At 68.6% G+C, this 15,463-nt stretch carries 14 protein-coding genes; 3 read left to right on the top strand and 11 right to left on the bottom strand.

The window, feature by feature from the left end; genetic code table 11:
- Positions 1 to 21: 21 nt before the first annotated feature.
- Positions 22 to 462, top strand: a complete 441-nt coding sequence (locus ACGFJ2_RS26005; RefSeq protein ID WP_393472297.1) for a hypothetical protein — start codon at positions 22 to 24, stop codon at positions 460 to 462.
- Here the strand turns inward: ACGFJ2_RS26005 and ACGFJ2_RS26010 are convergent.
- The 3 genes from ACGFJ2_RS26010 to ACGFJ2_RS26020 are packed head-to-tail and all read right to left on the bottom strand — an operon-like array spanning position 455 to position 2,935.
- Entirely contained in the window at positions 455 to 1,270 is an 816-nt protein-coding gene (locus ACGFJ2_RS26010; RefSeq protein WP_393472299.1) for an inositol monophosphatase family protein, read from the bottom strand. The genes ACGFJ2_RS26005 and ACGFJ2_RS26010 overlap by 8 nt on opposite strands.
- Before the next feature lie 10 nt (positions 1,271 to 1,280).
- On the bottom strand, positions 1,281 to 1,898 hold the full coding sequence (locus ACGFJ2_RS26015) for a hypothetical protein (RefSeq protein ID WP_357945617.1): 618 nt from the start codon (positions 1,896 to 1,898) through the stop codon (positions 1,281 to 1,283).
- Positions 1,895 to 2,935 (bottom strand): hypothetical protein, encoded by a 1,041-nt coding sequence (locus ACGFJ2_RS26020; protein ID WP_357945619.1) that lies wholly within the window; start codon positions 2,933 to 2,935, stop codon positions 1,895 to 1,897. The genes ACGFJ2_RS26015 and ACGFJ2_RS26020 overlap by 4 nt, the downstream gene beginning before the upstream one ends.
- Positions 2,936 to 3,123: 188 nt before the next feature.
- Between ACGFJ2_RS26020 and ACGFJ2_RS26025 the strand changes: the two genes are divergently transcribed.
- Positions 3,124 to 3,999 carry a PIG-L family deacetylase gene (locus ACGFJ2_RS26025; protein ID WP_393472303.1) on the top strand — a complete coding sequence of 292 codons (876 nt, stop codon included), beginning with the start codon at positions 3,124 to 3,126 and terminating at the stop codon, positions 3,997 to 3,999.
- A gap of 44 nt (positions 4,000 to 4,043) precedes the next feature.
- Here ACGFJ2_RS26025 and ACGFJ2_RS26030 read toward each other — a convergent pair whose 3' ends face one another.
- The 4 genes from ACGFJ2_RS26030 to ACGFJ2_RS26045 all read right to left on the bottom strand — a co-directional run bounded on the left by ACGFJ2_RS26030 (position 4,044) and on the right by ACGFJ2_RS26045 (position 8,301).
- On the bottom strand, positions 4,044 to 4,814 hold the full coding sequence (locus ACGFJ2_RS26030) for a sporulation protein (RefSeq protein ID WP_357945624.1): 771 nt from the start codon (positions 4,812 to 4,814) through the stop codon (positions 4,044 to 4,046).
- 9 nt (positions 4,815 to 4,823) lie between these two features.
- Positions 4,824 to 6,053, bottom strand: coding sequence for an SPFH domain-containing protein (locus tag ACGFJ2_RS26035; protein WP_357945627.1), 1,230 nt, complete (start codon positions 6,051 to 6,053; stop codon positions 4,824 to 4,826).
- Positions 6,050 to 7,627: an SPFH domain-containing protein gene (locus tag ACGFJ2_RS26040; protein ID WP_393472308.1), complete on the bottom strand. Its 1,578-nt coding sequence runs from the start codon at positions 7,625 to 7,627 to the stop codon at positions 6,050 to 6,052. The genes ACGFJ2_RS26035 and ACGFJ2_RS26040 overlap by 4 nt, the downstream gene beginning before the upstream one ends.
- A gap of 131 nt (positions 7,628 to 7,758) precedes the next feature.
- The gene (locus ACGFJ2_RS26045; RefSeq protein WP_393472311.1) at positions 7,759 to 8,301 is read right to left on the bottom strand and encodes a hypothetical protein; all 543 of its coding nucleotides are present in this window, start codon (positions 8,299 to 8,301) and stop codon (positions 7,759 to 7,761) included.
- Positions 8,302 to 8,494: 193 nt separating this feature from the next.
- Here ACGFJ2_RS26045 and uvrB point away from each other — a divergent pair, with 193 nt between their 5' ends.
- Positions 8,495 to 10,603 carry an excinuclease ABC subunit UvrB gene (uvrB, locus tag ACGFJ2_RS26050; protein ID WP_357946355.1) on the top strand — a complete coding sequence of 703 codons (2,109 nt, stop codon included), beginning with the start codon at positions 8,495 to 8,497 and terminating at the stop codon, positions 10,601 to 10,603.
- A gap of 401 nt (positions 10,604 to 11,004) precedes the next feature.
- On the opposite strand, the gene ACGFJ2_RS26055 is transcribed toward uvrB, so the two are convergent.
- The 4 genes from ACGFJ2_RS26055 to ACGFJ2_RS26070 all read right to left on the bottom strand — a co-directional run bounded on the left by ACGFJ2_RS26055 (position 11,005) and on the right by ACGFJ2_RS26070 (position 15,439).
- The gene (locus ACGFJ2_RS26055) at positions 11,005 to 11,874 is read right to left on the bottom strand and encodes a serine protein kinase RIO (RefSeq protein WP_393472314.1); all 870 of its coding nucleotides are present in this window, start codon (positions 11,872 to 11,874) and stop codon (positions 11,005 to 11,007) included.
- 297 nt (positions 11,875 to 12,171) lie between these two features.
- Positions 12,172 to 12,702: a Uma2 family endonuclease gene (locus tag ACGFJ2_RS26060; protein WP_393472317.1), complete on the bottom strand. Its 531-nt coding sequence runs from the start codon at positions 12,700 to 12,702 to the stop codon at positions 12,172 to 12,174.
- 120 nt (positions 12,703 to 12,822) lie between these two features.
- Positions 12,823 to 13,428, bottom strand: a complete 606-nt coding sequence (locus tag ACGFJ2_RS26065; protein WP_393472320.1) for a hypothetical protein — start codon at positions 13,426 to 13,428, stop codon at positions 12,823 to 12,825.
- Between the two features lie 418 nt (positions 13,429 to 13,846).
- Positions 13,847 to 15,439, bottom strand: a complete 1,593-nt coding sequence (locus ACGFJ2_RS26070) for a serine/threonine-protein kinase (RefSeq protein ID WP_393472323.1) — start codon at positions 15,437 to 15,439, stop codon at positions 13,847 to 13,849.
- Positions 15,440 to 15,463: the final 24 nt, after the last annotated feature.

Genomic DNA, 15,463 nt, shown 5'->3' on the forward strand with positions numbered 1-15,463 from the left:
GGATCGGGGACAATACGGTTCATGACTATCTACCGTTTGTTGGCATATTTCGGTCTTGCTGCGGTGCTCGCCGGTTGCGGCGCCCAGGAGTCCCCACAGGCCCAGCCCTCGACGCCCCCGTCCGCCACCGCCGCGCCGCCCGCCGAGTCGCCCAGTGCCGCGCCGCCCGCCGCCGCGACGCGCACGATCAAGCTGGAGGTGCTGGGCAAGGGCAAGACCATGCAGCCGATCATGTACATGGCCGACGAGGACGGCACGGAGAACAACGCCACCCTGCCCTGGTCGCGGACCGCCACGATCGAGCTCACCGGCGCCGAGCAGCGCGTGGGCCGCCTGGTGTCCGTCGTGTCGGGCTCGGTCAAGGACGCGAGCGGTCAGCTCAAGCCGGCTCCCTGCCGCATCATTGTGGACGGGAAGAAGGTCGCCTCCGGCACGGGCCTGTGCAAGTACAAGGTCAAGTAGCGGCGCGGGTGCGGAGCACCTCGAGGAGGCCGGGCATGGCGCTCGGGTGGGTGGCGACGAAGCTGCGGTCGTCGGGCGTGCCGTCGATCCCCTCCTCGAACGGCCCGCCGTCGAGTGCCCGGATCTCGATGCCCGCCTCCTGCGCGAGGAGCGCGCCCGCGGGCAGGTCCACCGCCTCGGCCCGGTAGCCGACGATACCGTCGATGTCGCCCCTGGCCAGCATCGCCCACGCCAGCAGCGGGGCCCACAGCTGCAGCATCCGACGGGCACTCAGCTCCAGGGCGTACTTGATGGCCCGTGCGGTCGCGTCGCCCCTGGACACCGAGTAGCCCTGGGTCCACGCCAGCAGCGGGCCGTGCGGCGAGGGGTTGTGCGGCGGCGCCAGCCGTACGCCGGAGGACGTGATCGCGCCGCGGCCGCGGATCGCCGACCAGGTCTGGGCCGAGACGGGGTCGTGCACCACGCCCAGCAGGGGACGTCCCGAGCGGCACAGGGCCAGGCCGACGACATAGGCGGGCAGGCCGATCACCACGTTGTTGGTGCCGTCGAGCGGGTCGATCAGCCACGTCCACTCGCCGTCGGCGGCGCCGAGCAGGCCCGACTCCTCGGCGATGACGGAGTGCGCCGGGAATGCGGTGAGGATGTGTTCGACCAGCAGTTTCTCCGAGGCCAGGTCGAGCTCGGTGACGACGTCGCCCGAACCGCCCTTGGGCCGGGTGCCGAGCACGCCGCGGGTGCCGGACACGAGTAGTTCGCCCGCGGCCTCGGCGGCGGTGACGGCGACCGCGCGAGCGTGATCCAGATCCATTCGGGGCCCCTCAGCTCAGGTGGGCGGCTATCAGGCGGACGGCGAGCGCCGTCTCCTCGTCGTCGAGCGGTTGCCTGGACACGTGGTGGTCGCCGGTGCCGAGCGGGCCCAGCGACAGGTCGCGGCTGCCCGGCCGGCCGCGGCCGAGCGCGATCGTGGCCGCCTCGCCGCCCGCCGGCACGACGCTGCTGTGGAAGCGGCCGGCCGCCAGCGTGTAGGTGTCGCCGGGGCCGAACTCCTCCACCAGCCCCGTCTCCTGTCGTACGGTCCGGCGGGTGGGCGTGATGCGGTCGCCGTCGGCGCCGCTGACCACCTCGAACACCCGGTGGGTCGGGTCGCGTACCGCGTCGGTGACCACCGCGTGCACGTTGCGCACCTGCCCGTAGAGCACATGGCTGAGCAGGTCCCAGCTGTGGCAGTGGATGCCCGACGTGGTGCTCTGCGCGTGCGTGAACCTGGCCGACCACAGATGAAGACATACCCCCTCGCCGCCGTCACGCTCCAGCGGCAGGCAGACGAAGCCGAGCGGGTGGCGTACGGCCCTGATGCCGGTGCTCGACAGCGCCGCCAGCGCCCACGGCCGCGCCTGTCCCCGGGCGAGCTGCTGGTAGACACCGTTACGGCTCATGCGTCGTACGGATTCCTGGCGCGCAGCGCCTTGCGGGCGATGTCGACGACGTCGCGGTCGTCGTAGGACCTGGGCAAGGGGATCGAGATCCGGGTGAACAGCTCCTGCACCTCCTCGACCGTGGGCTCGTCGCTCAACGGCACCTTCTTGTACATCTCCAGCGGCACCAGCCGGGCCTGCTCGAAGCTGAGCCGCAGCTCGGTGTCGCAGTTCTCGTAGTAGAAGGTGTCGGCCAGCGCGGTCATCGCCCGGTTGGGGTCCTCGACCGTCATGATCAGGCGGGTGGCCGACAGGTCCCAGCGGAAGGTCGTCATCGTGGAGGACAGGCCGATGCCGATGTCGAGCAGCCCGTAGCGCTGGCGGTGCCAGAAGGCGGCCAGGATGGTCGCGTACGACTCCTTCCTGACCCGGTCGGCCGTCCAGGTCTCTCCGGTGCCGTCGGGCGCGTCGGACAGGGAGCGGCGGTAGTGGGCGTAGGTCTCGCACACCTCGACGTTGGCCGGGTCGATGATCTCGACCCTGACCGTGAGGTGGCGCTTGACCTTCCTGGCCGCCGCCACGCACTCGGGCAGCGTGATCGCGCGCAGGTAGGTGCCGGTGCCGCCCTTGAAGCTCCACCGCGTGGTGTCCTTGCGGGCGTCGGCGTGCGCTTGCGCGATCTCCTGCCTGCTGCCGAGCACCCTGACCAGCTGGAGCGAGTCGAGAGCCCGCCGCGTGCCGGTGACCAGGTCCTCGATCGCCTCGAGCCGGGCCAGCCGCACGGGCAGCTGGGCGAGCGCGCCGGAGGTGACGGTCTCCTCCAACGGCGCCTGACGCACCCGGTCGCGCAGCAGCGCGGTGGCCACCAGCGCCAGGATCACCAGGGTCGCCGCGCTGACCAGCTGATCCTGGACCTTGTCGCCTTCCTTGCCGAAGATGCCGTCCGGCATGATCCCGAGCACGCCGACTACAATGGCCAGACCGAGTGCGATCGCGCCGTCGGCGTTCTGCGCCGCCCATGGGGCGATCCGCTTCAGCGCCGCCGTGAACCGTGCCATCGCATTGCCCCGCATCCGACGATCAGTCAGTTCCCGAAATCATGGTAACGACCCCGCCAAGTGCGCGGAAAGAGCAGACCTCCTCCCTGAGTATGACCTGACATATCCCCCTTAAAGGTAGGGCGTGGAGATCGCGAGATCTTTACGCTTACTGGACGGGGGTGGGGATGAAGGGGTTAATACCGAGCTTGCGCTCGGGTTCTCTGGCGATGGCGCTGGTCGTCTACACGGTGTGTCCCGTGCCGCCGGCCATCGCCGCCACGGTGTCCGACGAGCTGGTCCTGGGGGAGCGGTTCGTGCAGGTCGTCGCCCATCCGGACGACGATCTGCTGTTCATGAGCCCCGACCTCTACGGCGGAGTGCTGGGGGAGCGGCCGAGCGTGACCGTCTACCTCACCGCGGGCGAGGGCACCGCGGGGCTGGACGACCATCACGATCCGTACGTGTACGCACGGGACCGCGTAGAGGGCCTGCGCGCCGCGTACGCCCATCTGGCCGGGGTGCGCGATGCCTGGCACAGCACGGTGATCACCGCCGGGGGACTGCCCGTCAAGGTGGACTCCCTGGTCGAGCGGCCAAAGGTGGTCCTGATCTATGCCGGGCTGCCGGACGGCGGCGACCCGCGCGCCGACGGCGGTCGTGACGCGCTGACCCGGCTGTGGGCCGGCCGGGGCTGTGTACGCGTCTTCGACCCCGCCGAGCGGCGGTGCGTGAGCCGGGAGAACGTGGTGGCGATGCTGCGTGCCATCTACGCCAGATACCAGGCGAACGTGATCCGCACCCTGGACCCCGACCCGCCGCCGCGCTGCCGCCTCTGCGACCACCCCGACCACGTGGCCTCGGCCCGCTTCGCCGCCGCCGCTGCCGCGGATCGGCGGGTACGCCTGGTGGCCTACCGCGGCTACCCGATGACGACCTGGGCGCCCAACGTGCCGCAGCGGATGCGGGAGCTCAAGCGAGAGATCTTCCACGTTTACCGGCGCTACGACTACCGGGCCAGGTCCGGCTGGCACTACCGGGCCTGGTACGACCGGATGTACAAGGTCACAGGCCATCGCCACTGACGCCTTGGCGGCGTGGAGCTGTCGCTCCACGCCGCCCTTGGGGCTCAGAGCCAGCCGCGGCGGCGCGCCATCTGCTCCAGAGCGTGCCGGAGCGCCTGGTCGGCCCCGCCCGGGTCGTCGTAGCGGACCGTGAACCGGTTGTAGGCGTCGTGGCTGGAGGTCAGGAAGCCGCCGCGCTTGTCGGCCTCCAGGATGACGTCCATCTGCCGCGGCCCGGCGATGAACGTCAGCTCCAGCTCGTTGAAGTGCCGCCGCCACTCCCCGCCCGCGTAGTACTCGATCTCCTGGAAGAACGGCATCGTCGAGCCGCGCAGCGTGCCGCGTTCGAGGTCGGCCTTCTTGAAGCCGAAGCCCAGGCGGTCGAGCGCGGCGATGACGTGCTCCTGCGCGGGCAGCGGGTTGACGAACAGCGGGTCGAGGTCGCCCTTGTCCATCGCGCCGGCCAGCGCCAGCTCCGTCTGCACGCCCAGCCGCATGCCGTGCAGCGGATGACCGCCGATGGCGCTGATCGGCGTCTCCCAGGGGATGACGATCTCGAACGGCTGGCTGTGCTGCGCGCCGGCGGTGAGCTGAAAGGTCCCGGCTACCTGCTGGCGCAGGAAGCCGTAGGTGGTCTTGTACTCTTCGTCGCCACGCTCCACCTCGACCACCGCGGTCAGGTCGAGGTAGATGCCCTCGACCTTGTAGTCGGCGCCGCCGCCGCGGAAGTTCACCACTCCGCGTAACGTCTCACCGGGCCGTACACCGCTGCCGGCCAGGACCGTGTCTACTTCGACGCCCGCGCCGAACGCGGCCATCAGTTTGCGGAACACCATGGGGTTCTCCTATGACCCGGGGGTCTCTCCGTTGTGATGGCCCGAGAAGCGGGGGAGCAACTGGGCCAGGAGCAAGGTCGACAGTGCGGAGTCGCCGGATCCCTGCTGGGTGCGGACCACCAGGGGTTGCGGGGCGTTCTCCGCCAGTTTGGCGCCCACGTCCAGGCGCCTGCGAGCCAGCTCGTACTGCAGCACGGCCCGGTTGTCGCGGTAGGAGTCGGCCAGCCTGCGCAGGGCCTTGGCCTCGTTCTCGGCCGCGGTCAGCTCGGCGCGGCCGCGGGCCTCGATCTCCCAGCGCACCCGCTGCGCCTCCGTCTCCTGCTCTTCCAGCATGCGCGCCACGTCCTTGCGCGCGGTGTTGTGCGCGGCCTTGACCTCGACCACGCGGGCGTCACGGGTCTTCTTGGAGCGCTCGATCTCCATGAGCAGGGTATCGATGCGGCGCTTGCGGGTCAGCTCCCACTCGCGCTCGTAGGCCGACAACTCCTTGGCCACCTTCTCGCGGGTGGCCAGGTGCTGCTGGTACTGGTCGGGCAGCTGCACGTCGGGGATGTTGGCGCCGGTGATGCGCACGCCGTAGCGGCCGAGCTGGCGGTTGAGCGCCTCCTGCATGTCGCCGACGTCGGAGCCGCGCAGGTCGTACGCGCGCTCGGTGTTGACCTTGCGGCTGCGCTGCCTGATCGCGTCCTGTACGGCGCTCGACAGCACCAGGTCGAAGTTGCCCGCGCCGATCGTGCGGACGAACGCGACCGGGTCCACGATGCGGAACTTGAGGAAGAACTCGATCGACTTCAGCGGTACGTTCTCCGCCGTCGGGCAGGCCACGATCGGCGCCGAGTACGGGATCTCGGTGGAGGTGTCGACGACCGCGTCCACCCGGTCCCACGGCAGCCACAGGTAGTGGCGGCCCGGCGGGAGCGTGCCGGTGATGGCGCCCCAGCGGCTGCGTACGCCGGTGGTGCCCTCCTCGATCTCGATGATCGCCCGGCGCCACATCCACACCAGCGCGACGGCGAGGAAGAACAGCGCGCCCAGCGAGGCCGTCACGACGAGGTTGCCCATCACCGCCATCCCGGCGAAGTAGACGGCGATGAAGACCAGGGCCATCCAGGCGAAGCCGCGCCTGTCCTTGGGGATCACGACGGGTACGAGCTGGCCCTGCTCGCCGCCGCGCAGCAGCTGGCGGATGTCGGACCAGGAGGCCAGCGACTCCTTGATCTTCGAGAACTCGCGGCTCATCGGACCTCACCCTCGACGGTCGGCAGCGTGGCGGCGAGCGCGGGCTCGGGCGCCTCGCTCACCTCTTCGGCGACCTTCTTGAGCAGCGCGGTGATCTCCGCCTCCCTGCCCGCCACGCGCTCGCCGATCTCGGCCAGCCGGCCCCGGATGGCGGCCATGTCCTCGGCCGAGAACAGCGCCGCCCCCTTGCCGCCGACCAGTTGCTGGGCCAGCGCCAGGAAGTCGATGTCGGTGTGCTCGCCCACCTGCACCACCTGCGGCAGCCGGGTCGCGACCGACTCCAGCTTGTCCAGCAGGTCCTGCTGGAAGCGGTAGTCGAGGATCTCCGGCGCCTCGGCCGCGCTGAGCGCCCTGATGTCGAGCGCCTGCGCCTCCAGCAGCGCCGAGTTGGCGTTGGCGGAGGACTCCGCCTCGACCAGGCGCTGCCTGGCCTGCGCCTTGGCCTGGTGGGAAGCCCGCTCCAGCGCCGTGTCCATGCGCGCCTGGTAGCCGGCGATCTCCGCCTGGATCGCGCTCAGCGTCTCCTGCAGTCCGGCCAGCTCCTTGATCAGGTCGCCCTCGTTCTGCTCCTTGCGCAGCTGCAGCTCGTACTCGTAGGTGTAGGCCTCCTTGGCGACCCGCACCATCTCGGGGGCGGCCAGGTCCATCCGGTACTCCTGGCTGGACGGCTCGGCGTGCGTGATGTTCACGTCGGTGAGGCGTACGGCGGGCAGGAACTGCTGGTTGAGGTTGTCCAGCATGCCCAGCGTGCTCTCGCCCACCAGGTCGTAGATGTCCTCGGCCCGCTGGGCGTAGATGAGGGAGCGGGTGACTTCGCTGATGGCGTTCTGCAGCTTGGACTGGAAGCCGCTGACCGAGCCGAGCACGAAGATGAACTCCGCCGGGTTCTCGATCCTGAACTGCAGGAACAGGTCGACGCTCGCCTTGACGCCCTGCTGCGTGGGGGCCTCGCTGATGGGGGCGTTGAACGGGTATTCACGGGTGGTGTTGACGATGTAGCTGACCCGCTTCCACGGGTTGAACAGCGTCACCCGGCCGGGGTCGGCGATCTGCACCAATTTGCCGAACTTGGTGATCAGCGCCTTGCAGCCCTCGGGCACCATCACCACGCTGCGCCGCCACCACAGGAAGGCGGCCGCCAGGACCAGGACGATCCAATAGTGCGGGCCGAAGAACACATCGGTTCGGGGGATGACGTTGCCGAGCGCGCCGATCAGGCCGAGCACCACCAGGATGCCCAGCGGCACGACCACCTTCGCGGTGGTCCCCTTGGGGATCACCACCGGCGAGATCACGTGCATGCCGTTCTCGGCGAAGCTGCGGTTGATGATCTCGCCGGCCTCGTTCAGGGACGCGGACCGGGCCTCGATCAGCGTGCCCACCGACACGCCGCCGTCACGGGCCGCCGCGAAGTCGTACGGGTTGAGCGCGAAGCCCTGAACCTGGACCTGACCGGCCAGCTGGCCCGCCTGGTCCACCGCCTGGCCGACGGCTTGACGGACATCACCGCCTTGAACGACCGCCTGGGCTATGCCCTGACCTGCCTGGATCAACGCCTCTCTGGGTCGTGACATTGCACCTTCCTCTTCCGCTACGGGCGGATTCGACCGTATCGGGTGTCACTTTCGATTCGCTTGCAAGGGGGAGGTGCGCTCCAGGGCGTGCGCGGGGGTGAGGTGCTCGGCGCTCACATGCGGAAACGGGGCTAGCGACCGATCATGGTCGCGTCGGGGAGTGACTGCTTGACCGCCTCCGGCGTGCCGACCACGACCGTCAGCTTTCCGCTGGTCTTCTTGGCCGCCGCGTTCCCGTAGATCCGCACCTTTCCGAGGTCCTTGGCGTCGACGGTGACGAACATCCGGGTGGGGGTGCACCACAGCGTCACCGTGCTCTCCGAGCTGGTTCCGGCCATGAGTTCCTTGGGCCCCGCGAAACCCGCCTCCGCTGTGGTGACGTTCCCCTCGGACTTCGTCAGATCTTGGCTCATGTTGAAGGTGACGCTGGAGGACCCCTGGTCGGCGAGCCCGCACACGCCCTTGCTGTGGATCCAGGGGACCATGTCGTACTTCGCGACCTGGATCCGTGCCAGCACCTTGTCCGCCCCGTCCGGCATCCCCGACCTGGACGCCGAACCCGGCAACGCCGCCAGTGGCCAGCGGCTCGGATCCTTGAGCAGCCAGTCCTTCGGCTCCTCCGTCGAGCACCCCGTCAACAGCAGGACCGCAAATATCGCAAGTATTCCCCTCATAAGTGGATCACCATAGTGAGGAAGCGTTTTCACGTACAGCACGTCTGCGCCGTGACCGAGCACGGCAACGCATCGGCTGAGAAGATAGGCAGCTGCCGGTCGAGGTCGTCTTCTCCACCACCCCGTTTCCACGGATCGGCGAATGGTGACCAGGTGACGGTTTCTGTCAGTGGCGCCGCCTAAAGTGGGCAGCATGCGACCGGTCACTGATTTGCAGCGGAAGGTGGCGCCCTTCGAGGTCGTCACCGAGATGACTCCCTCCGGCGACCAGCCGACGGCCATCGCCGAGCTGGAGCGCCGCGTCAAGGCCGGGGAGAAGGACAACGTCCTGCTGGGCGCCACGGGCACCGGCAAGACGGCCTCGATCGCCTGGCTGATCGAGCGGCTGCAGCGGCCCGCGCTGGTCATGCAGCCCAACAAGACGCTCGCCGCGCAGTTCGCCAACGAGCTGCGGGAGATGCTGCCCAACAACGCGGTTGAATATTTCGTCTCTTATTACGATTACTACCAGCCTGAGGCGTACGTCCCGCAGAGCGACACGTACATCGAGAAGGACTCCTCGATCAACGACGAGGTCGAGCGGTTGCGTCACTCGGCGACCAACTCGCTGCTGACCCGCCGCGACACGATCGTGGTGGCCTCCGTGTCCTGCATCTACGGCCTGGGCACGCCGCAGGAATACGTCGACCGCATGGCCAGGCTCCGCGTCGGCATGGACGTCGACCGCGACCAGCTGCTGCGCCGCCTGGTCGACATGCAGTACACCCGCAACGACCTCGCCTTCACGCGGGGCACCTTCCGGGTGCGCGGCGACACGATCGAGATCATCCCGAAGTACGAAGAGCTGGCCGTACGCATCGAGATGTTCGGCGACGAGATCGAGAAGCTCTCCACCATGCACCCGCTGACCGGCGAGGTCATCACCGAGGACGAGGAGCTCTACATCTTCCCCGCCTCCCACTACGTCGCCGGCGAGGCGCGGATGGCGATGGCCGTCAACGGCATCGAGGCGGAGCTGGCCGAGCGGCTGTCGGAGCTGGAGCGGCAGGGCAAACTGCTGGAGGCGCAGCGGCTGCGCATGCGCACCACCTACGACATCGAGATGATGCGCCAGATCGGCACCTGCTCCGGTATCGAAAACTACTCGCGCCACATGGACGGCCGCGAGGCGGGCAGCGCCCCCAACACGCTGCTCGACTACTTCCCGGAAGACTTCCTGCTGGTCCTCGACGAGTCCCACCAGACCGTGCCGCAGATCGGCGCCATGTACGAGGGCGACGCCTCCCGCAAGCGCACCCTGGTCGACCACGGCTTCCGCCTGCCGTCGGCGCTCGACAACCGGCCGCTGAAGTGGGAGGAGTTCCTGGAGCGCATCGGCCAGACCGTCTACCTGTCGGCCACGCCCGGCTCCTACGAGCTGGGCCGGGTCAAGGGCGACGTGGTCGAGCAGGTCATCCGGCCGACCGGGCTGGTCGACCCCGAGGTGATCGTCAAGCCCACCAAGGGGCAGATCGACGACCTGGTCCACGAGATCCGCGAGCGCGCCGACCGCGACGAGCGGGTCCTGGTCACCACGCTGACCAAGAAGATGTCGGAAGACCTCACCGACTACCTGCTCGAGCTGGGCATCCGGGTCCGCTACCTGCACAGCGAGGTCGACACGCTGCGCCGCATCGAGCTGCTGCGCGAGCTGCGCTCCGGCGAATACGACGTGCTGGTCGGCATCAACCTCCTGCGCGAGGGCCTCGACCTGCCCGAGGTGTCGCTGGTGGCCATCCTCGACGCCGACAAGGAAGGCTTCCTCCGCTCGGAGACCTCCCTGATCCAGACCATCGGCCGGGCCGCCCGTAACGTCTCTGGACAGGTCCACATGTACGCCGACAAGGTCACCCCGTCGATGGAGCGGGCCATCGACGAGACCAACCGGCGGCGGGCCAAGCAGATCGCCTACAACCAGGCCAACGGCATCGACCCGCAGCCACTCCGCAAGAAGATCGCCGACATCCTCGACTCGTTGCAGCGCGAGGACGCCGACACCGACCGCCTCCTCGGCGGCGGTCGCCAGCAGTCGCGCGGCAAGGCGCCCGTGCCCGGGTTCGCCGCCCGCCAGGCCGGGCAGCACGCCAAGACCATCGCGGGGGAGATGCCCCGGGCACAGATGGAGTCGTTGATCGAGTCGCTGACCGAGCAGATGCACCAGTCGGCGGCCGACCTGCAGTTCGAGGTGGCCGCTCGGCTACGCGACGAGATCAAGGAGCTCAAGCGGGAGCTGCGGGACATGCGGGAGGCGGGGGTCCAGTAGCCGATCGGAGAAAGGGCGTCCGCTTCGCTCCGGACGTACTTTCTCCCCGCCCGTCACCCGATTCGGTGGTTGGCCGTCTGATGCCCGCCCGTCCACAATGGGCCTCCGCTTCGCTCCGGACGTCCTCCCAGGCGGGCTGACGCCCGCCCCCTGAAGGCCCTCGCTGCGTTCGGACCGCCTTCTCAAGCATGCTTCGCCGGGTCGGCTGATCGGACTGATCTTGGCGGCAACATGATCGAGACAGGCACCGACTCGTGCCGCCAGGCCCCGGCCCAAGCCCACTGCCGCAGCGCTGTGACAGCGGCCGGAGAGCGGGCTTTGCGGCCGCTGTGACAGAGGGCCGGAGAGTGGGCTTTAGCATCGCTGCGCCTTCGTCTCCGGCCCTTACCCTCTGGCGGGTGTCAGAGCATTCCGGCCTCCGATTGGAGCAGTGCGGAGAGGGCGTCGGGGTCTGCTGACGCGACGCCCTTCGCGGCGAACCAGGTGGCCACGTTGCGGGCGTCCCGGTCGAGGAAGTGGGGCCCCGTGGGGTGGGAGATCACGTCGACGATCTGGGGGAGGTCGATGATGACCAGCCTGCCCTCGTGAACCAGCAGGTTGTACGCCGACAGGTCGCCGTGGGCCAGGCCCTCTCTGGCCAGGACGACCAGCGCCTCGACCAGTTGGGCCCATAGGTCGTCCAGATCGTCCGAGACGTTGGCGAGCCGGGGTGCCGCGTAGCCGTCCGGGGTGCCGACGAACTCTTGAAGGATCTCGGTGCCGACGATCTGGACCGGATAAGGCACCGGTAGGCCGAGCTCGGTCAAGCGACACAGGGCGCCGAACTCGGCCGCGGCCCACTGCCCGGCGATGAGCTGTTTGCCGAAGGCGGTGCGGTTGGCCATGGCCCGGTTCATGCGGCTTTCGCGGGTGCTGCGGCCTTCCAGGTAACCGGCGTCCCGGTGGAACAAGCGGTGTTCCGCTGAGCGGTAGCGCTTGGCGGCCAACAGGCAGACCCGGTCCGTGTCCGGCACGCCGCGGGAGAGCAGGTGGACGTCGGCTTCCTTGCCGGTTTTGAGGATGCCCAGCTCGGTGTCCACGGCGGCGAGCTCGGTGACGAGCCAGTCCGGGTGCGGCTTCGGGCCACGCTCGGTGGGCGTGCTCTGGTCCCAGGTCGACCAGCGGTCGCCAGTGGGTGGTCCGTCGTCGACGGGGGCGCTGTCGAGCCATTCGAGATCGTCGGCGTCGAGGGCGTACTTGCCCCGGCGGCGGGGCGAGGAGTGCTTGGGCACGGTGGGATTTCTCCAGAAATGAGGCCCACCGGCGCAGCGATCAGCTTGGCGAGATCCCGGTGGGGAGGTCAGAGGACGCGGAAAACGGCACGCGAACAGTCATCGTCATCACGGTCTCGACCTCCTTCCACGTACGCCTTGCGATCAGCCTGATCGAGTATGCCGAGCCCGCTCTGGGGGCGCAATCGAATAATCGCCGCCCGCTTGGCAGAGATGCGGCTGAACGTCAGCGGGGCGCCTACCCCGGCAGGGCGCCCACCCCCGTTGGGAGCTCACCTCGCAGCTGATGGCGCTGGGTCAGCTGATGAACTTGCTCAGATCGAGGTCGATGTCCACGGGGAAACCGATGTCGGCCTTCAGGTGGCCGCGATGGATACCGGTGGCCACATAGGTCCGGACCGCCGGCTCGAGCTCGAAGGTGTAGACGATGGGCTTGCCGTCTGCTTCCATTTCCACGCGCCAGAAGTGCCTGATGCCGGCAGCAGCGTATTTGAGGGGCTTGGTCGTCCGGTCGCGTTCTCTCGACTCGTCAGAAACGACCTCGATGACCAGATGGACGTCCTCCGGGCTGAAGGACGTAACGGCGAGGGTGGTCAGCGCGGACCGCTTGACGAGGAGAATGTCGGGTTCGGGACGCTGCCGCATGCCCAGCGTCACCGTCATCTCACGGGCGACCATGAGATCGGGCGGGGTGCTTATCCCCAGAGCGCGGTCAGTGAGCAGGCTTATGACGAGCATGTGGAAGCCCGTTTGCGGGGGCCTGAAGATGAGCGACCCATCGATCAGCTCGACGTGCTTGGGCGTGTCAGGGGGCAGGTGATCGAGCATGTCGGCGGTCCACCCGCCGGAGGGGCCGGGGTAGAACCACTCGGGAAGCGCCGTGGTCATCGCGCCAGCCTCCTAGCGACAGCTCACTGGGTGGCGTCATCATGCCACGCCACGTAACCGTCAGGAGAGGTCTTTGCGCTCCCGCATGGTCTTGCGATAAAGATCGTCGATCTCGTCGAGCGGGTCCGGGGGGCGGCGGCGGGCCTCGATCTCCAGCTCCGTGCGGGAGTGGAGGTCGTCGATTCCGGCCGAGGCGTGCTGGAGCTGGTCGCCGAGGAGGTCGGCGCGGATGCGGGCGCACATGGCGGTCAGCTTGGCCTGGTGCTCGCGTAGGCGATTGAGCGTGACGTGGTCGACGTACGGCGAGGCGCGGCGTTGCTGGGCGTACATGGCGAGTTGCCCGTCGTGTACGTCGGCCTGCGCGGACAGGTCGGCCAGGAGCTGAGGGAGGTCGCCGAGGCCCCAGCCCTGGCGTTGGGCGTGTTCGACGGCCTGGCGGGTGATCGAGACCTCGCGGCGCAGGTCGAGGCGGAGGCGTTCGACCTCCCCGGCGTCGCCGGCGCCCATGGCGTTGACGTGCGTGGTCAGCTGGGTCGCCGCCTGCTTGGCCTTGATCGCCGCCTTCTGGCCCAGCTTGACCAGGAAGTAGATGCCGACGCCGGCCACCAGGCCGAGGAAGCACAGGATCGCCAGGATGATGAGAAGGACCTCGGCGATCGTCCCCACCTCCTGCTGACTGTCGAGTGCTGGCTGCTGACCGCTGAACGGTCGCTGCTTAGAGGATAGTGCGAGCGCGGGGCGGGTGCGTGGCCAAGCAGGCTCCCCAAGCAGGCTCCACGGAGCGACGCAGGCTGTTTTGGTGACGGTGGACATGCTGTTGATTTTCAGGACGCGTTCGATCTGGCCGACCAGGCGGACGGTGAGGCGGAAGTTCCCGCTGGTGATGCGGGTGATGGCGGCGAGAGCTTCGGTAGTGGCGTGATCGTCGGTGTCGCCGAGGCAGCAGTGGAGAGTACTACCAGCGCATCCTGACCAGCCGGTCCTGGTTCGCCGAGGTCGCGGCGGAGGGTACGGTCCCGCGCGGCCCACACCTCGCCCATGCCGCCACGGCCGAGCCGCTTGACCAACTCGTATCTGCCCGCGATCAGCTCTCCGCGCTCCACCGCTCACCTCCGTGTGGTTGCCAGCGTCGGCCGCCGAATTGTGCGAGAGCCTGCGTCAGTTCGGTCCGCTGTTCGTGCGTCATCGGCCCGAGCACGCAGATCGGCATACACAACGCGACCACGGCGTCGACGAGGTGTGTCGAGTACGGCTTGATGCTGGTTGGGGCCGGGTAGGGCCATCCCGCCGGCAGCGGGGGTGGCAGTTGTCTGGCACCCCCCTTGATGTACAGGTGGATACCGGTGTACCGGTCCGGTCCTGCACCCTTGATCTGCTCGATGGTGACGCGACGGATCTGGTCCCAGGTGAACTCGCGACGTCCGGTAGCTCCGGTGGTGACGATGTAGTTCGGGCCGACGTGCAAGGACCAGCTCGTTCGATGCGGGTACGGTCGCGTGGCACTCATCTCCCGGCGCCTGTCTCCGTTCCCTTTGATGACCACGAGGGCACCGATGAGCCCGAGACCGCCGCTGATGGCTCCGAGGAAGGCGGGGATGCCGTTGACGCCCGGATGGGCGTCAACGCTGAACACGCTGGGGTCCAGCCACCAGGAAATCAAGGCGCCCGCTGCCCCCACCAGCAACAAGATCACCGGCAAGACCATTGAGTACTCCGCCGGTTCGCTGCCCGCTTCGGCGTAGGTGGACGGCGGCTCCTCGCCGGTCCAGGACATCTCGAAGGCACCGTTGGTTTCCGGCCGCCGTTGGAGCGCCGTCGTTTCGAGCTGAGTGATCATCTCGGTGACTTGGGGCGGGAGCCATCGCGTGGCGTCCTGGGCCGACGCGGCCAGCCGATCGAGCAGATCGGTGAGACCGGGCCGATTCTCGGGAGCCTTGCTCAGGCAGGCGCCCACCAGGTCGACCAAGCCCGGCGGCAGCCCAGTCAGATCCGCATCGTCATGAACGATGCGATTCATGATCGCACGGTGGTGGCCATCGCCGAACGGACCCCGGCCGGTGGCGGCGAACACCAGCACCGCCCCCAAGGAGAACACATCGCTGGCAAGGCCGACCTCGTCGCCGTGGACCTGTTCGGGGGACATGAACGCCGGCGTGCCGATCACGACCCCTGTGGCGGTGTAGGAGGTGGAATCCAACGCACGGGCGATCCCGAAGTCGATGACCCGGGGACCGTCGGCGGCCAGGATCACGTTGCCGGGTTTCAGGTCACGGTGCACGAGTTTGCAGTCCTGGATCGCGGCCAGGCCCTCGGCCAGGCCAGCCCCGAGCACACCGACCGCCGTGGGCGGCAGCGGCCCGCGCGTGGTGACGGCATCATGCAGAGACGGGCCGGGAATATAGGCGGTGGCCATCCACGGCGGATCGGCGTCGGTGTTGGCATCCACCACCTGCGCGGTGTAGAACCCACCGACTCGCCGAGCAGCCTCCACCTCGATCGCGAACCGACGCCGAAACCCCGCATCGTCGGCCAGCTCTGGCCGCACGACCTTCACCGCGACCGACCGGCCGCCCCGGGAACGGCCTAAGAACACCTGCCCCATGCCGCCGCCGCCCAGCCGCCCCTGCAGCTGGTATGGCCCCATCTGGCGTGGATCACCCGCCCGCAGCGGCTTCATACGCCACCTTTCAGAAGAACAACC

Origin of the sequence: Nonomuraea sp. NPDC049028 (assembly GCF_043197735.1) — a bacterium.
Classification (GTDB): domain Bacteria; phylum Actinomycetota; class Actinomycetes; order Streptosporangiales; family Streptosporangiaceae; genus Nonomuraea.